Origin of the sequence: Pseudomonas sp. PSKL.D1 (assembly GCF_028898945.1) — a bacterium.
Taxonomy (GTDB): Bacteria; Pseudomonadota; Gammaproteobacteria; order Pseudomonadales; family Pseudomonadaceae; genus Aquipseudomonas.
Map to the genome: position 1 here is coordinate 5,139,762 of NZ_CP118607.1, position 23,711 is coordinate 5,163,472.

18 protein-coding genes and 2 pseudogenes are annotated in these 23,711 nt (G+C 63.5%); 14 read left to right on the top strand and 6 right to left on the bottom strand.

All coding sequences use genetic code 11. The annotated features are described in order from the left end of the window. Positions 1–198 carry a heavy-metal-associated domain-containing protein gene (locus PVV54_RS23010; RefSeq protein ID WP_274907432.1) on the bottom strand — a complete coding sequence of 66 codons (198 nt, stop codon included), beginning with the start codon at positions 196–198 and terminating at the stop codon, positions 1–3. Between the two features lie 146 nt (positions 199–344). Between PVV54_RS23010 and PVV54_RS23015 the strand changes: the two genes are divergently transcribed. From PVV54_RS23015 to PVV54_RS26670, 5 genes and pseudogenes are all read left to right on the top strand, one after another. After that, positions 345–731 carry a hypothetical protein gene (locus tag PVV54_RS23015; RefSeq protein WP_274907433.1) on the top strand — a complete coding sequence of 129 codons (387 nt, stop codon included), beginning with the start codon at positions 345–347 and terminating at the stop codon, positions 729–731. Positions 732–787: 56 nt separating this feature from the next. Next, entirely contained in the window at positions 788–3,187 is a 2,400-nt protein-coding gene (locus tag PVV54_RS23020; protein ID WP_274907434.1) for a heavy metal translocating P-type ATPase, read from the top strand. Beyond that, positions 3,184–3,588 carry a Cu(I)-responsive transcriptional regulator gene (cueR, locus tag PVV54_RS23025; RefSeq protein WP_274907435.1) on the top strand — a complete coding sequence of 135 codons (405 nt, stop codon included), beginning with the start codon at positions 3,184–3,186 and terminating at the stop codon, positions 3,586–3,588. Before PVV54_RS23020 ends, cueR begins: the two co-directional genes overlap by 4 nt. A gap of 334 nt (positions 3,589–3,922) precedes the next feature. After that, positions 3,923–4,855, top strand: a pseudogene (locus PVV54_RS26665) (HAMP domain-containing protein); the annotation flags it as partial. Positions 4,856–5,119: 264 nt separating this feature from the next. Then, positions 5,120–5,713, top strand: a pseudogene (locus PVV54_RS26670) (methyl-accepting chemotaxis protein); the annotation flags it as partial. Positions 5,714–5,862: 149 nt separating this feature from the next. On the opposite strand, the gene PVV54_RS23035 reads toward PVV54_RS26670, so the two are convergent. Then, on the bottom strand, positions 5,863–6,642 hold the full coding sequence (locus PVV54_RS23035; protein ID WP_274907437.1) for an AraC family transcriptional regulator: 780 nt from the start codon (positions 6,640–6,642) through the stop codon (positions 5,863–5,865). Between the two features lie 59 nt (positions 6,643–6,701). Continuing rightward, positions 6,702–7,982: an acetyl-CoA C-acetyltransferase gene (locus tag PVV54_RS23040; protein ID WP_274910487.1), complete on the bottom strand. Its 1,281-nt coding sequence runs from the start codon at positions 7,980–7,982 to the stop codon at positions 6,702–6,704. A 118-nt stretch (positions 7,983–8,100) separates the two neighbouring features. Between PVV54_RS23040 and PVV54_RS23045 the strand changes: the two genes are divergently transcribed. The 8 genes from PVV54_RS23045 (at position 8,101) to PVV54_RS23080 (ending at position 14,111) form a co-directional block, all read left to right on the top strand. After that, the gene (locus PVV54_RS23045) at positions 8,101–9,453 is read left to right on the top strand and encodes a 3-oxoacyl-ACP reductase (protein WP_274907438.1); all 1,353 of its coding nucleotides are present in this window, start codon (positions 8,101–8,103) and stop codon (positions 9,451–9,453) included. Positions 9,454–9,455: 2 nt separating this feature from the next. Beyond that, positions 9,456–10,307 carry a MaoC family dehydratase gene (locus PVV54_RS23050; RefSeq protein ID WP_274907439.1) on the top strand — a complete coding sequence of 284 codons (852 nt, stop codon included), beginning with the start codon at positions 9,456–9,458 and terminating at the stop codon, positions 10,305–10,307. Positions 10,308–10,372: 65 nt separating this feature from the next. After that, positions 10,373–10,678, top strand: a complete 306-nt coding sequence (locus tag PVV54_RS23055) for a MazG-like family protein (RefSeq protein WP_274907440.1) — start codon at positions 10,373–10,375, stop codon at positions 10,676–10,678. Next, the gene (locus PVV54_RS23060; RefSeq protein ID WP_274907441.1) at positions 10,675–11,424 is read left to right on the top strand and encodes a methyltransferase; all 750 of its coding nucleotides are present in this window, start codon (positions 10,675–10,677) and stop codon (positions 11,422–11,424) included. Before PVV54_RS23055 ends, PVV54_RS23060 begins: the two co-directional genes overlap by 4 nt. Positions 11,425–11,446: 22 nt before the next feature. After that, positions 11,447–12,082 (top strand): DUF4136 domain-containing protein, encoded by a 636-nt coding sequence (locus tag PVV54_RS23065; RefSeq protein WP_274907442.1) that lies wholly within the window; start codon positions 11,447–11,449, stop codon positions 12,080–12,082. Positions 12,083–12,101: 19 nt separating this feature from the next. Then, entirely contained in the window at positions 12,102–12,671 is a 570-nt protein-coding gene (locus PVV54_RS23070) for a DUF4136 domain-containing protein (RefSeq protein WP_274907443.1), read from the top strand. Positions 12,672–12,754: 83 nt separating this feature from the next. Beyond that, positions 12,755–13,225: an A24 family peptidase gene (locus PVV54_RS23075; protein ID WP_274907444.1), complete on the top strand. Its 471-nt coding sequence runs from the start codon at positions 12,755–12,757 to the stop codon at positions 13,223–13,225. A gap of 109 nt (positions 13,226–13,334) precedes the next feature. Next, positions 13,335–14,111, top strand: a complete 777-nt coding sequence (locus PVV54_RS23080; protein ID WP_274907445.1) for a response regulator transcription factor — start codon at positions 13,335–13,337, stop codon at positions 14,109–14,111. 14 nt (positions 14,112–14,125) lie between these two features. Here the strand turns inward: PVV54_RS23080 and PVV54_RS23085 are convergent, their stop codons facing one another. Then, positions 14,126–15,781, bottom strand: coding sequence for a ShlB/FhaC/HecB family hemolysin secretion/activation protein (locus PVV54_RS23085; protein WP_274907446.1), 1,656 nt, complete (start codon positions 15,779–15,781; stop codon positions 14,126–14,128). 80 nt (positions 15,782–15,861) lie between these two features. Further along, positions 15,862–18,204 carry a peptidoglycan glycosyltransferase PbpC gene (gene pbpC, locus PVV54_RS23090; RefSeq protein ID WP_274907447.1) on the bottom strand — a complete coding sequence of 781 codons (2,343 nt, stop codon included), beginning with the start codon at positions 18,202–18,204 and terminating at the stop codon, positions 15,862–15,864. A gap of 77 nt (positions 18,205–18,281) precedes the next feature. On the opposite strand from pbpC, the gene PVV54_RS23095 reads away from it, so the two are divergent. Continuing rightward, positions 18,282–18,575, top strand: coding sequence for a hypothetical protein (locus PVV54_RS23095; RefSeq protein WP_008093106.1), 294 nt, complete (start codon positions 18,282–18,284; stop codon positions 18,573–18,575). 127 nt (positions 18,576–18,702) lie between these two features. Here PVV54_RS23095 and PVV54_RS23100 read toward each other — a convergent pair whose 3' ends face one another. Further along, positions 18,703–23,604 carry an alpha-2-macroglobulin family protein gene (locus tag PVV54_RS23100; protein ID WP_274907448.1) on the bottom strand — a complete coding sequence of 1,634 codons (4,902 nt, stop codon included), beginning with the start codon at positions 23,602–23,604 and terminating at the stop codon, positions 18,703–18,705. Positions 23,605–23,711: the final 107 nt, after the last annotated feature.

Genomic DNA, 23,711 nt, shown 5'->3' on the forward strand with positions numbered 1-23,711 from the left:
TCAGGCGAGGTCGGCCTCGTAACCTTCCTCACGGATTGCGGCCAGCAGCGTGTCAGCCGCCAGTTCACTTTGCACACGCACCTGCTTGCCAGCCAGATCCACCTCGACTTGAGCCTTTGCGTCCTGTTCCTGCACGGCGCGAGTCACTGCTTTTACGCAATGGCCGCAGGTCATGCCTTGTACCTTGAACACTTGCATGGGTAACGCCTCCTTAAAGGTTTTGTGCAGTTTCAAGCTTGCCATCGGGGCAAGGTCAAGTTCTGGCTGTAACGGCCGGGGTGGAAATCCATGCCGACCTCGGCCAAGCTGCGCCATTGACGATTTTTGCAAGCAGGAGATTCATCATGTTCAGGACAGCAGTGGGTGTTGCCGGGCTACTGGCCGCCTTGGCCGTCGTGCCGCCAGCCAGTGCCGAAGGCAATTCGGACTACAGCGTGCTGATCATTTCCCGGGAACGCCTGGAAGTGGCCACCAGTTGCGAAATCGGCATTTACCTCAACGACCAACTCTCCGGCCGTGTGTTCCAAGAGCAATCGACGTCCTTCAACCTGCCGCCCGGCCCCGTCGATGTGCGCCTGCGAGTATTGCCAGGGCAGATGCCCGGCTGCGCCCCCGGCATCGAAGACCAGCGCAGCACGCGCCTGACCCTGCAGGCGGGCCAGATCAACAAGTACCGTATTGCCGTGGGCCACAATGGGCTGGAATTGAAGCGAGCCGGCCTGGGCTATTGACCTTCCCTGCGTGGCAAGGTTGATGCTGAGCAGGCCCCAGTCCAAGGAGGAGTGCCATGCCCGCATCCACCACATTCGACCTGCCGATTTCCGGCATGACCTGCGCCAGCTGTGCTGGCCGTGTCGAGCGCGCCCTGCGCAAGGTCGACGGCGCTGACCAGGTCAGCGTCAACCTTGCCACCGAACAGGCCCGGGTTCAGGCCCCGGCCAACAGCCTGCCCGCACTGGTAGACGCCGTGCGCAACGCCGGTTACGGCGTGCCGACACGTACCCTTGAACTGCAGATCACCGGCATGACTTGCGCCAGTTGCGTGGGCCGTGTGGAACGCGCGCTAGGGAAGGTGCCTGGCGTCGAGCAGGTGAGCGTCAACCTCGCCAGCGAGCGCGCTCACCTTGAAGTGCTGCAGGCGCTGGATGACAGCATACTGACAAGCGCTGTCGAAAAAGCCGGCTACAGTGCCAGCCTGCCGCAAGCTGCAAAAGATGACCAACAACAAGCCCAGCGTCACTTGCGCAACGAGCGCCTGGCGGTAGCCGCCGCACTGGTGCTGGCGTTACCGCTGGTACTGCCGATGCTCGTGCAACCGTTCGGCGTGCACTGGATGCTGCCGGCGTGGGCGCAGTTCCTGCTGGCCACCCCGGTGCAGTTCATCCTTGGCGCGCGGTTTTACAAGGCTGCCTATAAAGCCGTGCGCGCGGGTGCAGGTAATATGGACCTGCTGGTCGCTCTGGGCACCAGCGCCGGTTATGGCCTGAGTCTTTATCAATGGGCGAAGGCGCCGGCGGGCGCGGCACCGCACCTGTATTTCGAAGCCTCTGCAGTGGTCATTGCACTGGTGCTGCTGGGCAAGTACCTCGAAAGCCGGGCCAAGCGCCAGACCGCCAGTGCCATCCGTGCCCTCGAAGCACTGCGCCCCGAGCGTGCCGTGCGCGTTGTCGAAGGCAGGGAACAAGAAGTAGCAATTGCTCAGTTACGCCTCGGCGACCTGGTGTTGGTCAAACCGGGGGAACGCTTCCCGGTCGACGGCACAGTGGAAGAAGGCAGCAGCCACGCCGACGAAGCGCTGATCAGTGGTGAGAGCCTGCCTGTGCCCAAACAGCCGGGGGACGGTGTTACGGGTGGTGCCATCAATGGTGAAGGCCGGCTACTGGTACGCACCCAGGCACTAGGCACGGAAACCGTACTGGCCAGGATCATTCGCCTGGTTGAGGACGCACAGGCTGCCAAAGCTCCGATCCAGAAATTGGTGGACCGGGTCAGCCAAGTGTTCGTCCCGGTCGTCCTGGTAATCGCCTTGCTGACCTTGGTGGGCTGGTGGCTGGCCGGTGCCCCACTTGAAACCGCCTTGATAAATGCCGTGGCGGTGCTGGTGATCGCTTGCCCTTGCGCCCTTGGCCTGGCCACACCCGCTGCAATCATGGCTGGCACTGGCGTGGCTGCCCGCCACGGCATACTGATCAAGGACGCCGAAGCGCTGGAACGTGCCCATGAAGTGAACCGCGTCGTGTTCGACAAGACCGGCACCCTCACCTCCGGCAGCCCCCGCGTTGTCCACAGCCAGGCAGTAGCCATCGACAGCGCACAACTGCACCGGTTGGCAGGTGCCCTGCAGCGGGGCAGTGAACACCCCCTGGCAAAAGCCGTTCTCGACGCCTGCACCGAACAGCACCTGGACGTGCCTGCCGTCACCAACAGCCAGTCACTGACCGGGCGCGGCATTGCCGGCCTGGTGGAGGGCCGCGATCTGGCGCTAGGCAACCGCCGCCTGCTGGACGAAAGTGGCCTGCAGCCCGGCGAGCTGGCCAGCCAGGCTGAGGCCTGGGAAGCCGAAGGCCGCACGCTTTCGTGGCTGATCGAACGTGGCGCAGCACCACGAGTACTCGGCCTGATCGCCTTCGGCGACAGCCTCAAGCCCGGCGCCGAAGCCGCCATTGCCGCCCTGCACGGCCAACACATCACCAGCCACCTGCTGACCGGCGACAACCGAGGCAGCGCCAAATTGGTGGCCGACATCCTCGGCATTGACGATGTGCACGCCGAAGTACTGCCCGCCGACAAAGCGGCCACGGTTATTGCCCTGAAAAAAGACGGCGTGGTGGCGATGGTCGGTGATGGCATCAATGACGCCCCGGCCCTGGCCGCAGCCGACATCGGCATCGCCATGGGCGGCGGCACCGATGTGGCCATGCAGGCCGCCGGCATTACCCTGATGAGAGGCGACCCCCAATTGGTCCCGGCAGCGCTGCAGATCAGCCGCAAGACCTATGCGAAAATCCGCCAGAACCTGTTCTGGGCCTTCATCTACAACCTGGTCGGTATCCCGCTGGCCGCATTGGGCTACCTCAACCCGGTACTGGCCGGCGCCGCCATGGCCCTGTCCAGCGTCAGTGTGGTGAGCAATGCTTTGTGGCTGAAAACCTGGAAACCCACCCACACCTCGCCGGAGGCCCCATGAACATCGGCCAGGCCGCCCGCCGCAGTGGGCTCAGCACCAAGATGATCCGTTACTACGAGTCCATCGGCCTGCTCAGGCCGGCCACACGCAGCGACAGTGGCTACCGTTTGTACCAGCCCGAAGACTTGCACAGCCTGGCGTTCATCAAACGCTCGCGGGACTTGGGCTTTTCTCTGGAAGAAGTCGGCAAGCTACTGACCCTGTGGCAAGACCGGCAGCGAGCCAGTGCCGATGTGAAAGCCCTGGCCATGCAGCACATCGACGATCTGAACCGCCGCATCGATGAACTGGTAAGCCTGCGCGACACGCTCAGCGAACTGGTCGCCCACTGCCAAGGCAATGACCGGCCGGACTGCCCGATCCTCAAGGATTTGGCCAACGGCGGCGAATGCTGCCACTGAAGAAGTTGAGTGGGTAGACAACTACTTGGTATGCCATATTAGCCTTCGCCCGACCGAATAGTCACCAAACACGACTAAACCCAACAAATACGGGGTTTTCGCTCAAATCGCCGCTGCTCCTGCCGACATAGAAGTACCTGCCTCGCGTGTCGACAATTAAAAAATTCCGGGAGCGTCGATGAACATCAAACAGAAACTGACCTGGGCATTTGCGGTCATCGCCGCCTTGCCCATCGTCCTCGTGGCCACATTGGTGGTCATCAACCTGCGCGGCGAAGCCCGTGACGGATTCCTCGACGGCAGCAGCCGGGAGATTCGCCAGGTTAGCAATGCGATGAACATCTTCTTCCAGGGCATCAGCCAGAACGTCGATTACCTTGCCACGCTGCCGCCAGTGATTGGCACAGCGGACAACGTCAAAAAGCACATCAGTGCCGACGCGGCTCAAATCCCTCAGGGCGAGCAGGACAAAATCCTCTACGAAGCCTTTACCCGCCTGGCCAGCAGCCACCCAGATTACGCCTACGTTTCCTACGGTTTGAAAGACGGCGGATACGCCTTCTGGCCGGGCGACCCGAAAATGAGCAATTACGACCCACGTACCCGCCCCTGGTACCAGGCAGCCATGGCCAACCCCGGCAAGACGTTGCGCACCGCCCCCTACTACTGGGCCGGTGACGATGCCGTGCTGGTGAGTACCGTGCGTGCCGTTGCCAACCAGCTGGGCAACCCCGGTGGCGTGGTCAACATCGATGTGTCGCTCAAAGGCCTGACCGAAATCGTCAAACAGATCAAACTGGGCGAAAGCGGCTACCTGATGTTGGTGGAAAGCAGCGGCAACGTGATGGTTGACCCACGTGACGCCAGCCACAACTTCAAGCAACTGGCCAGCCTGGGTGAGGGCTACGCCGACCTGGCCAAGGCTGGCAAGGGCCTGGCCGAAGTCGAAATCGGCGGTGAACGCTACATGGCCAACGTCTACTCGGACGAAAAACTCGGCTGGACCTTCATCGGCCTGATTCAGCAAGACGAAGTCATGCAAACTACCACTCGCCTGACCTGGTTGATTGCTGCAGTGGCGCTGATCCTGGCCGCCGTGTTCGCTGTGGTAGGCGCCACCTTCGCCAAGCTCATCGTGCGCCCGATCAACAGCGTCACCAGCGGCCTGGAAGACATCGCCCAGGGCGAAGGCGACCTGACCCGCAACCTCGAAGTACGCGGCCGCGACGAAACCGCGCAACTGGCCAGCTGGTTCAACCAGTTCCTCGGTGCCATCCGTAGCCTGATCCAGCACATCGGCTCGGCTGCCGGCAACATCCTCAGTACCTCCGCCCGCTCGACCCGGGTATCGGCCGACATGTCCGAAGCCGCCGGGCGCCAGCGCGAAGCGGTGGACATGGTGTCCACCGCCTTCCACGAAATGGTCGCCACCGCCAACGAAGTGGCCCGCTCGTGCAGCCAGGCAGCGATGTCTGCCGACAGTGGCCAGCAGCAGGCCCGTGACGGCCAGCAGCAGATCGACGCCGCCGTGAACAGCGTTGACCGCCTGAGCCAGGAGATCGAGCAGTCGGCATTGTCGATCCAGCAACTGGAGCGTGACAGCAACGCCATTCAGTCGATCCTTGGCACCATCCGCTCGATTGCCGAACAAACCAACCTGCTGGCCCTGAACGCCGCGATCGAAGCAGCCCGCGCTGGCGAACAGGGGCGCGGTTTTGCCGTGGTGGCGGACGAGGTGCGGGCATTGGCCAAGCGTACGGCCGACTCCACGGCCGAAATCGACGGCCTGCTGGGCAACCTGGCCAGCCGCACTGCCGAGGTGGCCGAACAGATGCATGCCAGCCTTGAGGTGTCGCAGCAGTCGGTCAGCCGGATTGGCCTGGCCCGTGACAGCTTCGGGCAGATACGTGAGTCGGTGGATATCATCCGGGACATGAACACGCAGATTGCCACGGCGGCGGAAGAGCAGCATCAGGTGGCTGAGGACATCAACCGCCACATCAGCCAGATTCATGGCGATGCGCAGTTGGTGGCGGAACTCGCCCAGGCGGCGCGCCAGGATTCGGAGAGCCTAGCCGGGTTGTCGAATGAACTGGATACGCTGGTGCGCAGGTTCCGGACCTGAGTAGCGTATTGAATTAACAGGGGCATGTAGGAGCGGATTCATCCGCGATGCAGACGACGCGGTGGATGGCACCGGCTTCGCCGGTGATCGCGGATAAATCCGCTCCTACCCCGATCGCATCCGCTGAGCCGGGCGCGCAGGGTAGTCTCCTACAGCTTCAATTCCCCCGGCGTAGCCCCGAACAACTGCTTGAACGCTGCAATGTAAGCCGAGGTGGAATCATACCCACACCCCAACGCCGCCTCGGTCACACTCTCCCCCGCCTCCAGCAACGCCAGCGACGACAACAGCCGCATCCGCTGGCGCCAGTTGCGAAAGCTCAGCCCGGTTTCCCGCTGAAATAACCGCATCAGGGTTTTCTCCGAGCACCCCAACTGCAGCGCCCATTGTTGCAGCGTCTGTACCCGGTCAGGCTCGGCAATCAGGCCGTTGCACAAGGCCAGCAACCCAGGATGCCGTGGCAACGGCAAGGAAAATCCGACCTCGGGCAGCGTACGCAACTGGTCCAGCAACACCGCCACCAAGCGCGCCTCTGCGCTGTCACCCTCAGGGTAATCCGCCGGGAACAGGCAAAATTGCTTGATCAGTTCCCGCGCCAGCGGCGTCACCTCCAGCACACGGCACTGCTCGGCAGCCCACGGGCAAGCATCGCGGCGCACGTAGAGGCTGCGCATCTCGGCCTGGCCGGAGGTCACTACTTCATGCTCGGCATCGGCAGGAATCCACACGCCCCACTGCGGCGGGGCAAAATAGCTGCCGTCACGGGTGTACACCCCAAGAACGCCGCTGATGGCGTAGGAAAACTGCACCCAATCGTGCTGGTGACGGGTAGTCCAGGAGCCGGCGCCGAGGCTTTCGGCGCGGGCATAAAGCGGCCTGGGCAGCTGTTCCAGCGCGGGAATGGTGCGAGGGTGTCCGATTGTCGGCATATCGATTTCTTTTAGTTCTGGCCCGACAAGCCTAACAGAGCAACACCCCCTGCCCATACTTACGGGCGTTCGACGATGGCAGTCACCCCCTGCCCGCCCGCCGCGCAGATCGAAACGAGCCCGCGGCCTTTGCCTGCTTTGGCGAGTATCTTCGCCAGGTTGGCCAGGATGCGGCCCCCGGTGGCGGCAAATGGGTGCCCCGCCGCCAGTGAACTGCCTTTAACGTTGAGCTTGCTGCGGTCGATGGCCCCAAGCGCCCCTTCAAGCCCCAACCGCTCCCGGCAATACGCGTCATCTTCCCAGGCCTTGAGCGTGCACAGCACCTGTGCGGCAAACGCTTCGTGGATTTCGTAGTAATCAAAGTCCTGCAGGCTAAGGCCATTGCGAGCCAACAGCCGTGGTACCGCGTAAGCCGGCGCCATCAGCAGGCCTTCCTGCCCTTTGACAAAGTCCACGGCAGCCGTTTCGCCATCGACCAGATAAGCCAGTACCTCCAAACCCTGTGACTTGGCCCATTCGTCCGTACCCAGCAACACCGCCGAGGCACCATCGGTCAGTGGCGTGGAGTTGCCCGGCGTCAGCGTGCCCTGGCCACTGCGGTCAAAGGCTGGCTTGAGCTTTTGCAACTGGGCCAGGGTCAGGTCCGGGCGCAAGTTGTTGTCGCGGCTCAGGCCAAGAAAGGGCGTGATCAGGTCGTCCTGCCAGCCCTCCACATAAGAAGCCGCCAGGTGCTGATGGCTGAGCAACGCCAACTCATCCTGTTCGGCGCGGCCAATCTGCCAGGCCTGCGCCATGCGCTCACAGTGCTCGCCCATCGAAAGACCTGTGCGAGGCTCGCCATTGCGTGGCAGTTCCGGTCTCAAGTGGCCAGGGCGCAGTTGCAGGAAGGGTTTGAGCCGCTCACCAAGCGTTCTGCCGCGGTTGGCTTGCAGCAGAATCCGGCGCAGGCCTTCATTAACGGCAATCGGTGCATCGGACGTGGTATCGACGCCCCCGGCGATGCCGCTGTCAATTTGCCCAAGCGCAATTTTGTTGGCCACCAGCAATGCCGCTTCAAGGCCGGTGCCGCAGGCCTGCTGGATGTCGTAGGCCGGCGTTTGCGGCGACAGACGCGAACCGAGCACACACTCTCGGGTCAGGTTCATGTCGCGCGAATGCTTGAGCACCGCCCCCGCCGCCACCTCGCCCAGGCGCAGGCCATGCAAGCGATAGCGTTCGATCAAGCCTTCCAGCGCCGCCGTGAACATCGCCTGGTTGCTGGCATTGGCGTAGGCGCCATTGGAGCGGGCGAAGGGAATCCGGTTGCCACCCAAAATCGCGACCTTGCGGGTTGAACGCATGCGCATGTTCCTCCTGAAACAATTTGATCGGTAGAGCCTAGGCGTTTTTACCGCATTCGAACGACCTCGCCACAAAGTTGGTCCACACTTGCATGCTTGCCTTTTGGGAGACCCGTACATGAGCGACCGCTACCTCGACTTTGCCAACTCCAACCTTGGTCGCCGCCTCGTCGATGCCCTCGGGCTTCCGCGCCCGGTGCCACTGGAGCGCTGGCAAGCGGGCCGCCTGCGCCCCGTTGAAGGCGCGCTGGTGCTGGGTGGCGGGCCATTGGCGAACGCAGTGGAAGCGATTGGCGCGCGCCTCACCGATGAGCTCTACAGCTTCAATGGTGACGGTTTGCCAGCACCCGCCTGGATTGCCGGCCTGGGGCCCAAGCTCAAGGCCGTGATGTTCGATGCCAGCCATATCTCCGACAGCGACGCACTCAAGCAGTTGCGCGAATTCTTCCAGCCACTGCTGCGCAGCCTGGCGCCCTGCGCCCATGTGGTGATTCTGGGCCGCCCCCCCGAGGGCATCGAAGACCCATTAGCCGCTGTTGCCCAACGCGCGCTCGAGGGTTTCAGCCGTTCAGTGGCCAAGGAGTTGCGCAACGGCGCCACCGCCCAGCTGTTGTATGTCGCGGAGGGTGCCGAGGGCCAGCTGGAAGGTGCACTGCGCTTTTTCCTGTCCCCCAAAAGTGCCTTCATTTCCGGCCAGGTGCTGCGCCTGGAACCTTGCGCACACCAAGTCGCCGACTGGACCCGCCCGTTGGCCGGTCGCCGCGCACTGGTTACCGGGGCCGCACGCGGCATTGGTGCGGCCATTGCCGAGACGCTTGCCCGCGATGGCGCCGAAGTGCTGCTGCTGGACGTGCCGCAAGTGCAGCAGGAGCTTGATGCCCTCGCCTCGCGCCTTGGCGGCAAAGCGTTGGGCCTGGACATAAGCGCCGGCGACGCCGCCACGAAGCTGCTTGCAGCCCTGCCAGACGGCATCGACATCGTGGTGCACAACGCCGGTATCACCCGCGACAAGACCTTGGCCAACATGACGCCGGAGTACTGGGACGCGGTCATGGCAATCAACCTCAAGGCACCGCAAGTGCTCACCCAGGCGCTGTACGACAGTGGTGCATTGAGCGAAGGCGCCCGCATCACCCTGCTGGCCTCGGTCAGCGGCATCGCGGGCAACCGTGGCCAGGCCAACTATGCAGCCAGCAAGGCCGGGCTGATCGGCTTCGCTCAGGCCTGGGCGCCGAAACTCGCAGCACGGGGCGGCAGCATCAATGCCGTGGCACCTGGTTTCATCGAAACCCGCATGACCGCTGCCATGCCCATGGGGCTGCGCGAAGCCGGGCGGCGTCTGAGTTCCCTAGGCCAAGGCGGGCGCCCGCAAGACGTCGCCGAAGCCATCGCCTGGCTCAGCCAGCCAGGGTCCGGAGCCGTCAATGGCCAGGTGCTGCGGGTTTGCGGCCAGGCATTGATGGGGGCATGAACATGAACCGGCCATGGCAAGACCTGCACAGCCCCGACTCCCGCGCCAGCCTGTATTTGCGGGCGGCCAGCAAACGCAAGATCAGCGGCGACGCGCTGCCGCTGGGCGGGCTGCGTTGTGACATTCGCGTATGCCCCCGCAATCTTGCAGCCTATCGTAGGCTCTGCCACTTCACCGACGATGGCCGCCTGCCAGCCACTTACCCGCACGTGATGGCCTTCCCGCTGCAACTGCAACTGCTCACCGCCCGTGACTTCCCCTTCCCGCTGCTTGGGCTGGTGCATCTGTACAACCGCATCGAAGTGCTGCGCCCGTTGGGCGGTATCGACGGGCTCCAGTTTGCGGTATACGCCGACAACCTGCAGGCGCACACCAAAGGTGGCACGTTCGACCTTGTCACCGAAGCCGAAGACGGGCTTGGCCTGTTGTGGCGCGAAACCAGCCGCATGCTGGTACGCGGCCTGAAACTGGAAGGCCAGCCCGATGAAGCGCCAGCCAGCGAAGCCGTAGCTTTGCCCGAAGCCACACGCTGGTACGCCGACAGCGACATCGGCCGGCGTTACGCCAAGGTATGTGGCGACTACAACCCGATCCACCTCAGCGCCGCCAGCGCACGGTTGTTCGGCTTTCCCAAGGCAATCGCCCACGGCATGTGGAACAAGGCCATGGCAATGGCGGCGTTGCACACGCACTTGCCAAACAGCGGTTATGGCTTTGAGGTGACGTTCCACAAGCCGGTGCGATTGCCATCCGAAGTGGTGCTAAGCGCCAGCGAAGCGGGCCCGGCGGGCGAGCTGTATCTGAAGGGGCACGGTGAACTCTTGCACATGACAGGCCGCTGGCAGCCGCTATAGGCGCCCGAATCCGCTTGCTTTGCATCAGGCCTCCACCGAAGCTATGCAGCATTAGGAGACCCCCGATGAACCTGCAAGAACTCACCGAACGCCTGCACCGCATCCGCGACAACAACGACTGGCGCGGCTTTCACAGCCCGAAGAACCTGGCCATGGCTGCCAGTGTGGAAATGGCCGAGCTGGTGGAAATTTTCCAGTGGCTGAGCGAAGACCAGTCGCGCCAGCTAACCGCAGACAAACTCGCACACGCCGGGCAGGAAGTGGGCGATGTGGTCCTCTACCTGTTGCTGCTGTGCAGCGAGCTGGGCCTGGACATGGAGCAAGTGGTGCGGGCCAAGCTGGCCGACAGCGAGAGGCGTTTTGCGCGATGAACGACCGTCATTTCGATGAGCTGGCCACCCGCTTTGCCGAGAAAATCTACGGTGGCGCCAAGGGCGCGATCCGCCTGGCCGTGCTTCAGGCGGACCTGGCCGACGCCCTCCCCGACCGCCCCTTGCGCGTGCTGGACATCGGCGCCGGGCTTGGCCACATGAGCTTGTGGCTGGCCCAGCGCGGCCACCACTTGACATTGGCAGAACCGGCAGCCCCCATGCTCGACGGTGCTCGTGCGCGGTTCGCCGAAGCCGGCCAGAGCGCCACGTTCATCCAGGCACCCTGGCAGGACTTGCTGGGCCAGCTCACCGAACCCTACGACCTGGTGCTGTGCCACGCCGTGCTCGAATGGCTGGCCGAGCCCGAAAGCATCCTGCCTGTACTGCACCAACTCACCGCCCCGGGCGGCTGGTTGTCGTTGGCCTTCTACAACCGCGATGCGCTGGTTTACCGCAACTTGTTGAAAGGCCATTTTCGCAAGTTGCGCAGCAACAAGCTGGAAGGTGAAAAGCAAAGCCTGACCCCACAGAAACCACTTGATCCACGCGAACTCAAGGCGCACCTTGAACCCATGTGGCAAGTCGAAAGTGAAAGCGGCGTGCGGGTGTTCCACGACTATATGCCCAAGGACTTCCAGGCCAAGGCCGAACTGCTCGACCTGTTGGAAATGGAGCTTGCCCACCGCCGCCACCCGGCTTACGCCGGGCTTGGCCGCTACCTGCACTGGATGTGCCGCCCCCGCTGAACCCGCGCGCCGGGAGGAATAGATGCCGTACCGATTGTTGTATGCAGCCCTGTTGCCACTTGCCCTGGCTGCCTGCCAGGGAACGAACCCCTACGTGGCCAGCAGCCGCCCTATTCCACCGGCTCCGCCGCAAGCTGCCACCACCTTCGACGCCAGTGCCTACCCGGCACCGGCGCGCGATTATGGGCATTACCGCAGCTGGAGCTGGCGCAACGGCCAGTTGCCGAGCGGCACAGCCGATGCCGACCCGGCGCAGTTGGCCGATGCTGTCAGCGGCGCCCTGGACCAACACGGCCTGCGACCCGCACGGGGTAATGCAGGCGACCTGCTGGTGAGTGCCGACATGCGCCTGGAACGGCGTTTGCGCCAGGTGCGCGATTACGACTATTACGACCCCTATTACGGCCCGTACCCCTATGGCGGCGTCGGCTTCGGCGGCTATCGCAATGGTTACGGCGCCTACGGCAGCGTGCCGATCGTGCGCACCTACGAAGTTGAAGTGATGGTGGTACGCATCGACCTGTTCGATGCCCGCAACGGCCAGCCGGTATGGAGCGCCAGCGCCGAAAGCGGCAGCGACAAGAACTCGCCGCGTGAGCGCGAAGCTGCCCTGCGCGAGTCAGTGCACAAGGCACTCAGCGGCTATCCTCCCAGTTAACGCCTAACGGAGAACCATCATGTTGCGTCGCCTCGCTCTACTGTCATTTGCGTTGCTGCTCGCAGCCTGCTCCAGCAACAACGTGCAACAAGATTTCGACGCCAGCCGCGATTTTGCCGCCTACCGCAGCTGGGCGTGGCAGGAGCCAGGCCTGCAGTACCGCCCCGACGACCCTCGCATCAAGAGCGACCTGACCGAACAACGCATCCGCCAGGCCGTGGCCGACCAGCTTGATCAGCGCGGCCTGCGCCCGGCCCAAGGCAATGTGAAGCCCGACGTTCGCGTACGTTCCTACCTGATCGTCGAGCAGCGCCAGCAACAGATCACCACCAATTACGGGGGCGGTTGGGGTGGTTACTGGGGCGGCTATTGGGGCGGGCCGATGTACAACGAGACCCGCAGCGTGGACTACAAGGTGGCCACCATCCAGGTCGACCTGTTCGATGGGCGTGACGGCAAGCTGGTGTGGCGCGGTAGCGCCGAGCAAATCATGAACAATTACCCGCCCAGCCCTGAAGAGCGCAATAGCGCCATCCAGAAGACCGTGGCTCAGGTACTGGGCAACTACCCGCCTGGCAGAGCCAAATAATCCCCGTTCGCCATGCCCATTCGTCGGATCGCGTCTACCCTCAGTAAAAGACGTGACCAACGAATAGGGATGGCGACCTGCCAATGCAAAGCATTGTTCTTCTGATGTGGCTTGCCTTGTGCGCTGAACAGGATATCCGTGAACGCCAGATCGCCAACGTGCTGACCTTGGGCCCCGCCCTGGGTGCACTGGTATGGCTGTTTGCCACGGGCCACAGCTGGATTGGGGCCGATGCCAGTGATGCCGGATGGGCGCTGGCCATCGTCATGCTGCTGACCCTGCCAGGCTACATGCTGGGCCGCTTCGGCGCCGATGACGTGAAGCTGATGGGCGCCCTGGCCTTGGCGACCAGCCCGCAATATGTGCTCGGCACGTTCATTGGTGCGGGCGTCAGCGTAGTGCTGTGGCTGATGACACGCAGGCGGCTCTGGACGCTGCTAAACCCCAAGATAAAGAAGCGGTTACAAACCCTGACCGAGCAAATGGGCGACAAGCAGGCCTTCGTCCCCTACGTGCTGGCCGGCTTTTTATTGACCGCCGTATGGATCCAATAACCGTTCCTGTGGTCCGAATTCTTGTACAGAAATCCAACCAGCGTCTATGTTTTAACCTGCCAGAGCGTCTGGCCCGGGAGCAGGGCCACTTACGAACAGGGAGTTGACCGTGAACAAGTCTTCGGGTGAGGTGAAAATCCTGGTGGTCGACGACCAGCCAGTGATTGTCGAGCAGTTGTGCGAGTATCTCGAAAGCCAGGGCCATCCTTGCATTGGCGCCTTTTCCACCGATCAGGCCATTGAATGCTACGTCGCCGACGAGGCGATCGGGCTGGTGCTGTGCGACTTGCACATGCCCGAGCGTGACGGCATCGAGCTGGTACGCGCACTCAAGGAAATTGCCGGGCGCAAGCGCATGTTCGAAGCCATCATGTTGACCGGCCGAGCCGACAAGCAGGATGTGATCCGCGCCCTGCGCGAAGGTTTCGCCGACTATTACCAAAAACCGATGGATCTGGACGAACTGCTCGAGGGCGTGCGCAGGCAGGAGCAGGTTCTGCTGGAGCGCAAGGCCAACTTCCGTGATTTGGGCAACCTCAACCAGCGCTTGCAGGATTTGGCCGGTTGCATCGATGAGCTTTACCAGGACCTGGAGAAAGCACGCGGCCACGGTGTGCATCGCCGGTCAACTGATGTGGAAGAGCCGGAAGTCGACCTGCCCGCCGCATTCGAAAAACTTTCCCCTCGCCAGCTGGAAGTCGCCCGCCTGGTGAGCAAGGGCAAGACCAACTACCAGATTGCCTGCGAGCTGGGGATCACCGAGAACACTGTGAAACTGTATGTTTCGCAAGTGCTGCGGCTTACGCACATGCACAACCGGACCCAACTGGCACTGGCGTTGACGCCCAGCTCATCGCCGGTACATCAGCGGTTTACCACCCACTAAAGCCCAACCCGGGTTCATGGCAATTGGTAGGTGATGCTCAGGTTCAGCCGCGGCTCATGGCTCTGGCTGTCCAGCGCCACATCCGACATCGGCTTGGCCAACTCCAGCGACGCCCCCAGCGCTCGCCCGTCACCAAGCCGCACGCCTAACGCCAGTGAACTCATGTGGGCATCCTCGAAAGGCCCACCGTTGTACCAGGCCTGCGCGGCATCCAGCACCACATACGGCTGCACAACCTGCAGCGGGCCAACCGGGTGCACGTTGTAGTTCAACTCGTACGCCACACCCCAGCCCTTGTCGCCCGCGGCCTGGTCGCGGGGATAACCGCGGCCGAAGCTCTGCCCGCCGAAAACCGCCCGTTCGCTGTCGGGCAAGTGATCGTCGCTCCAGTACAGCGCCCCAGATACCAAGCCCTGCCATCGCTCGAAGTAACGGTCGCTCTGCAACCCGGCAACTCGCGCCCGCATGAAGTCCATGTCGTAATCGGTATCGCTGCGCGCGCCCAGGTAATCCAGCCCCTGGTAAACCCCGGCACTGACAACACGCGACCGCCGGCTCTCGGCCTTGCGCCAGTCGCCCTCGAAGGAAAGCGCTCGTACGTAGGTGTCGTATTCCCGGCCGCCTTGCCGGTCGTCAGTCTGCTCGGTTACCGAATAGAAGCGCCCGGCAACGGTCAGCCACTCGTCAGGCGCGACGATGACAGGCTGAGCCAGGCCGATTGAATAGCGTTCGCTCTCCAGGCGCTGGGCGATGTCCATGCCATGCTGCAAACGAACACGCGTGCGTGGCTCGCTGCGGTAGCGCGCTGCCGACAACAGCAACTGGCTACCCTGCGCGTCCAGGTACTGGCTGTAGTCCAGGCGTTGATAACTGGCGTGATCGTCGCCGGGTGGCACCAGCAAGCTGGCGCTGACCTGCTCGCCATGACGGGTGTGGGCATTGCTGGAGACGTTGAACACTGCCTGCAGATCGTCGCGGCTACCGTCACCCAGGGTCATGCCTGCATCAAACGGCTTGCGCCGGGCATGCAGGGTCAGGTGTGCCGCGCCATCCGATGGATCGCTGACGGCAACCTCAGCCTGCACGGCAAGGCCCGGTATACGCTGGGCCAGGCCAATGTAACGGTCGAGCGTTGTACGGGTGAGCGGTCGCTCATCCTGCAAGCGGGCCATCAGCTGTTCAAGGTAGGCGGCAACCGGCCCAACGTCGCCATCAACCCGAAAATCATGGATGTAGCCTTCCACCAGCACCACATGAACACGGCCTTCGGCAAAGTCCTGCGGTGGTAAATAGGCGTGGGACAGCAAATAACCATCACGCTGATAACGCTGGGTCAGGCGCTGGGTAAATTGCTGCATTTCGGCCACGGTTACTTGCCGGCCAATCAAGGCCTGATAGTGCTCGCGTAGTTCACTCAGCGGGTAAACCGTTCCGCCTTCGAAGCGCACCTTTCGTAATACCAGACGCGTTTGCAGCGGCAGGGCTTCAACTGCTGGCCCAGCGGGCGACAGCTGCAAAGCAGGGCTAATCGGGCGATAGGCATCGACGGGCAAGTCTGCGGCCGGCAGCCGCCGCTCGTACTCGTGGTTGTCGAGAAACACGGGTAATGGCTCGGCGCGGGCCGGGCCAGCCCAGCAAAGCATCAGCAGGGGCACGACCAGAGGACGCATCGGACGCTCCACAATCCCTTGGGCACCGGTCACGCCCGTCACCTGCAAGCGTAGGTGGTGCCTTGGTTTACGTCGACCGGCTAGTCGCTGACCTGGAAGGCCACCCGTGCCGTTTCACCGCTTTCGTCCAGCGCACTCAACTCGGCTTGCCCCGCGTGTTCGAAGCGCACCAGCAGGCTGCCCTGGCCATCGGTTTCGCCGAGCGGCTGGCCGTTGAGGAACCACCAGCGTCGCCCGCCACCGCCCAAGGCCGAAACATGCAACTGCAAAGGCTCAAGGCTGGTGGCCGGGCGGCGCAGGTTGTCACCCGAGCGCACACCGACGATGGCCAAGGGGGGTGCGCTGGCAGGTGCCTGCGGCGGGCAGCTTGGGTCTGCTGGCGGCAGCCGGGCTGCCCGTTGCTCCACGCGGGGCAGCCAAGGTTCAAGCGCGGCGGGCCACAATGCGACGTCACGCGGTGCGGCCCCCGGGCAGCTGCCATCCACACGCAGGCCCTTGGCATTCACCCACACGCTTTCGCGCAAGCCCAGCCCAAGGGGCTGATCGGCTGCCTGCAAGGTGGGCGGTGTGGTGCCATCGAGCGTCCAGGCAAAACGCTGGCGCCTGCAGTTGGTGTCCTGACGGCTCATGGGCTGGCCCAGGGGCCAGCAGATCGCGGCCACGCCGACGCTGTCGGGTACACGCTCGATGGGCGTGGTGATGCCGCGTTGGCTGTCGCGGTTACTCAGCAAATCGTGAACCTGCAGCATCAACGGCGCCGCAGACGCCAGGCCGAACTGCCCCGGTACCGGTGTGCCGTCCGGGCGGCCAATCCATACGCCGATCAGGTAACGCGGCCCCACGCCAATCGACCAGGCATCACGAAAGCCATAGCTGGTGCCGGTTTTCCAGGCCAGTTGCGGGCGCTGCACCAGCTCTGCGTGGGGGTCGCGATCAGGCCTGGCCTGGCCGCTGAGGATGCGACGGATGATCCAAGCAGCACCAGGCGACATCAGCCGATGCTCGACCAGTGCGTCCTGTGGCTGCAAGCGCACGCGGGCACTGTTGCCGCCCCGCGCCAATGCGGCGTAACCCCCGACCAGTTCTTCCAGGCGGCTACCCGCGCCGCCCAGAATCAGCGAGAGGTTGGGCTCTGCCAGCGGCGGCAGCACCAGCGGCATGCCGGCCATGCGCAGCTGTGCCGCAAAGCGCTTGGGGCCGTAGGCTTCCAGCAATTGCACCGCGGGCAGGTTGAGCGACAACGCCAACGCCGAGCTGGCTGACACAGGGCCGCTGAAGCCCATGGAGAAGTTGCCGGGGCGGTAGTCGCCGTAACGCCTTGGCACATCTTGCAACAGCGATTCGGAATGAATCAGGCCGTCGTCCATCGCCAGCCCATACAGAAACGGCTTGAGCGTTGACCCCGGCGAGCGCAGCGAACGCACCATGTCGACGTGGCCAAAGCGGCGCTCGTCTGCAAGGTCAATTGAACCCAGGTAGGCCCGAACCGCCATGGTCTGGGCGTCCACCACCAGCAAGGCCGCCGAGGTACGCTCGGGCAGGCGGGCGCGCCAACCCAACAGCAGGTCTTCCAGGCGGCGTTGCAATGCGGCATCGAGGGTGGTGCGGATCAGCGGCGGGCTGCCGGGGGTGTTCAGCCGGCGGGCGAGTAGCGGCGCCAGGGCGGGCTCCTGCCGAGGCGCCAGCAACAGGGGCTCTTCAAGCGCTTCCTGGATTTGCAGGGCAGGCCAGGCCTGATATTCGTTCAGCCGCTGCAGCACCTTGTCTCGGGCACGTTGGGCACGGGCGGGATGACGGTCCGGTCGCAAGCGGCTGGGCGCCTGGGGCAATACGGCCAGCAAGGCCGCTTCGGCTGGCGTCAGATGCAAGGGCGACTTGCCCAGGTACGCCCAACTGGCCGCCGCAACGCCCTGCAACGTCCCCCCGAACGGCGCACGGTTGAGGTAGATCTGCAAAATTTCGCGTTTGGGCAGGTGCCACTCCAGCTGCGCCGTGCGCCACAGTTGCCGAAGCTTGCCGGCGAGCGTGCGGTCATGCGGGTCGAGCAAACGCGCCACCTGCATCGACAGCGTGCTGCCGCCCGACACCACACGCCCATCGCGCAGGTTCAGCCACGCCGCCCGCGCCAACGCCAGCGGGTTGACCCCCGGGTGCTGGTAGAACCAGCGGTCCTCGTAGGCCAGCAATGCCTGCAAATAAAGTGGCGACACCTCTTCAGGGCTGACCGGGTAGCGCCAAACGCCATCGGCATCGGCAAAGCGCCACAGCGGCGTGCCGTCTTCGGCCAGCACCACCCGCGCCAAGTCGTCGGTGGGCATGGGCAAAGGCCAGATGCGATCAGCCAGCCACAGCAGGCCGATCATCACCAAACCCGCAAAGGCCACCCTGCCCAATACCTTGCGCACACGCGCTAAGCTTGGCATCGGGAACCGACCTGGCCAGGTAGTGGCCAAAGGCTTGGGAACGGCGCGTTCGCCAATTCGCTCATCAGGAAGCAACTATGCATGTAGAAGGTTTTTTCGAGTGGCTTGGCCAGGCGCTGGGGTCGCTGATCCGCTTCATCGTCGACGCCTTGAGCGGTTTGTTCAACCTGCTGGCCAATGCCGGGGGCAATTTCATTGATGGCCTGGCCCGCACGCTGGGCATGGATACCTCACTCATCAGCATACTTGCCTTGATCGTCGGCCTGATGCTGCTGTACTCGGCAATCCGCGCCTTCATGCGGGCCTCGATCATTCTCGGGATCATCTGGCTGGTGCTGGGGTTGTGGGTGATGAGTTGGGTGATTCACTGACTCAAGACCTTACACAACCCCAGTAGGAGCGGATTTATCCGCGATCACCGGCAAAGCCGGTGCCATCAATCGCGTCGGCTGCATCGCGGATGAATCCGCTCCTACACAAACGGTACCAACCCGGGACTTAGCGGGCTTTTACCGTCAACTCCCCTTGCCCATCCCCCACCGCCTGCAGGTTTGGCCGGTACATCGACTCCACCTGCGGCGGCGGCACCCGGTAAGTGCCCGGCGTCACTGCCCGTGCCAGGTACAGAAGGTGCGTGGTGCCGTAGCCATCAAGCTTCAGCGCTGCCACGTAGCGATCATCGCGGTATTCCTGATGCACCACACTGGCATTCTGCATCGACTCGCGCCACTGCTTCACCGCACTGCTGGCGTTGTCGAGGCTGGCGGCGCTTTGTGCGAGGTTCTGGTTCTCCAGTTCAAGGCCCGCCGGCAACAGGTCGACCACCAGTGCATCCGGCACAGCGTCTTGCGCCTTGACCGCCAGGTGCACCAACACCAGTGCACCACTGCGAAGGTTGTGCAGGTCCAGCGGCTCACCGTTCATGCCCAGGTACTCACGGCGGATTTCCATGCCATTGCCACCAGCAGCCGGGGCTTGGCGTGGGTAGCCGGAGAGGGTCAGTTGCTGATAGACCGTTTCAGTGCCTTGGTTGTGCACGGTCAGCGGCGACGCCAACAGCGGCCCCTCGAGCTTCATGCCAGACTCGGCATTGTCGAACTCGCGCACATCACCCGCGCTGTCCAGCCGTGCCTTCCAAGGTGCTTCGGGCTTGCCAAGCAAGCCGCGACCGGCCAGATACAGGGCGTTGCGTTCCTGAGTCGACAACCAGCGGTTGGCCGCCAGTTCGTCCGACAGGGCGAACAGGCGCTGATCCACCTGATTGCTGGCCAGGTTGCTCTCCTGCAGCAGTGCCAGAATCAACGCCTGATCACGCAGGCTGCTGCCGTAATCGGCCATCCAGCCCTTGCTGCGGCTGATACCCAGGCCCGCTTGCAGCGCCTGCTGCGAACGCGGTTTGTCCCCCATCTTGTCCAAGGCCACGGCCAACTGCACGAGCGGCAACCCGGAGCGTGCATCGGCGCGGCGCTCGAACAGGCTGCGCAAGGCGCCGAGGGGCGCTTGCTGACTGCGCGACAGCACCAGCGCAGCGTAGGCCTGCACGGCAAAGCGTGTGTGTTCGGCGTTGTCGCTGTAGTCGACTTCGATCAGGTTGCGCTCCTGCAGGTAACGCAGCAGCCGCTCGTTGGCCTTCTTCAGTGCCTCGGCGGGCACGCCATAACCTTGGTCGCGGGCGCGCAGCAGGAAGTCGGTGACATAGGCCGTCAGCCAGTATTCCTCTTCGCTGTCGGAACTCCACAGGCCAAAGCTGCCGTTGTAACGCTGCATGCCCAGCAGGTGCTCGATGCCCATCTCGATCTTGCGTTTGCGCACCTCGGCAGGTTCGCCCTTGATGCCAAGGCGCTTGAGGCTTTCGGCATCAGCGTACAGCGAGGGGTACAGGCCACTGGTGGTCTGCTCAAGGCAACCGTAAGGGTAGGCTTCCAGAGCGCGAATCTGCTCGGCCAGGTTCAGCGGCGGGCGGCTCGACAACGCCAGGCTCGCTTCCAGGCCAGCCGGCTCAAAGGCGGCCAGTTCTGCCTCTGGCAGCGTCCACGGCTGGTCCTTCAGGGCCACGCGGTAATGCTTGAGCATCGCCGGGTAGGCCGGGCGTACGCCCAGTGTCCACTCGCGCTCGAAAGCGTTTACCGCTTCACCCGGCAACTGCAGGCCGTTGACCCGCACATGCACTTTGCCTTGGCCCAGGCCGCCTTGGGCCTGTACCGGGATCATCAATGTCGTGCGCTGGCCTTCGGCAAGGGTGACACTCTGCTGAGCATTGGCGGCCAGGCTCAACTGGCCGTCAGTGGTGACTTCAACAGTCAGTTGCTGTGCCCTGCCCGAGAGATTGGCCAGGTCCAGCGCCAGGCTGGTGCGGTCACCGCCCGCCAGGAAGCGTGGCGCCGACAGTTCGGCGATCAAGGGCGCGGCGACCACAGTCTTGCCTTCGGCCATGCCAAAGTGCTCGTCAGTCCAGGCCTGGGCCATCAGGCGCAGTTCGCCGTTGAAGTCGGGGATGTCTACCGTCGCCTGGCCCTCGCCTTGTTCATTCAGCGTCACCGGCAGGCTCTGCTGGGCGACGATGGTCACCGTGGTGTTCGGGCGCTTGCCGCCCTTGGCCATTGCAGCATCACCACCAAAGGCAAGGCTGGCCAGGCGCCCCTGCCCGGCTTCGATCAACTGGCCGTAGATGTCCAGCTGGTCAGCACCGTAAGCCTTGCGGCCGAACAGGCTGGCAAACGGGTCGGGGGTTTTGAAATCAGTGATGTTGAGGATGCCCACGTCCACCGCTGACAGCAGCACATGCACCTGTTTCGGCACACTGCCATCGGCATTGGCTGCCTTGATGTTGACCGTCAGCGGTTGCTTGGGGCGCATCTTCTCGGGGGCCTGAAGGCTCACCGCAAGCTTGCGCTCGGCGCGCGCCAGCGGCAGGTGCAACACGCCGACAGCACGCTTGGGCGTGGCGTTGGCCTTGCGCTCACCCGGGCGGATCACCAAGGCGCTGATGTACAGGTCGTGCCGCGCCCATTGCTTGTCCAGTTGCACATCGAACGTTTTGCCCTCGGCAGGCACCTCGATTTCCTGCCACCACAGCGGGCCATCACTGGATTCGATCATCAGGTAGCCACTGCCGGCAGCTGGCGGGGTAACCGTGACCTTGGCCATCGCGCCGTCGCTGTAAGCCGGTTTGTCCAGCGCCAGCTTCACCTGGTCGGGCCGCACGGCGCCGCCTTCGGCGTTGTCCTGGGCGCGGTAGCCAGCCCAGAAGCGCTCGCTCGACACCAGGCCGGTTTGCGGGTCTTCCACCTCGACCCGGTATGGCCCCCACTCCACCTGGAAGGTCAGTTTGGCCGTGGAGCCGGCCTTCACACTGACGGTTTCTTCACTTTGGGTAAGGAATTTCTCGTTGTAGTTGTAGCTCCAGCCATCGCTCTGCGAGTAGTTCCAGTAGTAGTCGCGGCGCTCGCGGATCAGGCGCACCTTCAAGCCATCGGCGGCAAGCTTGTTGCCCTCGCGGTCGGCCACCAGAAACTCGAATTCAACAGGGCCATCACTGTCGGTTTCCTCGCCATCGAACAGGCCACGCAAGCCCGGCAGACGCTCGCCGGGCCAGATCGGTTGCTCAAGGCGACGGGTGATGGGCCGGCCGCCAGACTCCTGCAGGCTGGCTTGCACGGTCAACTGCAGCGGCGACCGGGCTTCGGCCCAGCGGCTTTCGATATCGACTACGGCCTTGCCGGCCTGGTCGAGGGTGACTTCGTCCAGTTCCAGGTCCTGGTTCAACTCCGTTTCGGTGACCGAGCCAAACTGGTAGCCCGGCAAGCCCGGTACCGCCTCGCGGAGCGGGCGCACGTAGGCTTGGCCGCTCAGGCGATTGCCAGCTGCCGGGGCGCCATACAGGTAACGGCCGTTGACCTGGATACGGGCATCTTCTTCAGGCGACAGCGGCGTTGGGCTGCCTTTGAGCTCCAGCGCCAGGCGTTCGGGGAGGAAGTCTTCTACCAGAAACTCGTAAACCTGCTTGCGACCACCGCCCAGGTCGAGCAGCAGTTGCCAGCGGCCAGTCGGCGCCTCGCTGGCCAGTTGCAGCTGGTATTGGTACAGGCCGTTGGTGTCTGCCTCCCAGACGAATTTGCGGCTCACCTGTTCGTCGGGGCGACGTACTTCCACGCTTACAGGTTGCGCCTTGACCGGCTTGCCATCCTGATCACGCAGCAGGCCATTAAGCAGCACGGTCTCGCCCGGGCGGTAGAGGTCACGCGGGCCGAAGATGAAGAACTGCAGCGGGTTGGCTTGGGGGCCGGTGATGTCGAACTCGGCCAGGTCCAGCGCGGCGGTGTTCAGCCGCAACAATGTGGTGTGCACACCTTGCGTGGCAATCAGGGTATCGGCTTTGGCGGTGATGGGCAGTTGGGCATGGCCTTGGCCATCAGTCTTGGCCTGGGCCAATAGTTTGCCTTTGTCATCGTGCAGTTCGAGGTTCACGTCCTTGAGTGCCTTGCCGCCCTCAAGGGCCTGGGCGAATACGTCCAGACGGTCGCGGTAACGGTGGGCAGACACACCAATGTCGCTGAGGGTGAACAGCGTGGCGGGTTGCGAGTAGTCGTAGGTGCCCGAGGCGCGCATCACGGCCAGGTAAACGCCCGGGTCCTGCAGCGGCTTGATAGCGGCGATGGGCAACAGCACGGTCTCGCGGGTGTTACGCGCCGGGTTGAGGTCGAAGCGGCCACTGTAGATCAGGTCGGCCAGGGCCAAGGTTTCCTTGGACTGGTAGTAGTACAGGCTGCTGTTGCGCCCCCAGTTGACCAGGAAGGTGGAAAGCATTTCCGGTTTCACCCGGAAGAACTCCACATCGACCTTGTCGACGTTCAGCGCGATCACCGGCAGGCCCTCGGCCAGGCGTGTCGGCAGCAGCGAACCACGGCTGGCGAAGCCCACGGTGGGCTGCATGTCGCGGGTTTCCAGGCGGGTCACCGACTCGCTTTCGAGCTGCTTGCCGTTCACCGCCAGCAAGCCTTTGTCGACGGTCAGTACCAGCTTACGCTGCGGTTCAAGGTGGCGCAGGCGCAGTTCCATCTGGTTGTCGGAGAGTTCCCAGGCGCCGTCGACCTTGCCCTTGACGGTGTCGACCAGGTGCAGCTTGTTGGCGAAGTCCTGCTGGGCATCCAAAGGGGCGGAGAAACTGATCGACAGGGTGCTGGCCCCGTCCAGTTGCACCTCGGAGACGTCCAGCACGCTCAACTCACGGCCTTCATAGCGTTTGGCCAGCGCGGCAGCGTCCTCACGCTTGGGCGCCGGGGCCTCGACCGCCGCGCTGGCGGCCGGCTTTTCGGCAGGCACGGGTTTGTCGGGCGTCGAGGAATCACAGGCACTGAGCAACGCCAGCGCGCAGGCCAGCAACAATCCTTTGTTGAACATGGAGTGGGAACTCTTTGGCAGCGTGTACGTGAGGGCAGCAACTATAGCTCAACGGTGCGTGGCCGCTACAATGCTGGCAGTTCAGCTCACCCCCCCTCTGGAATCCG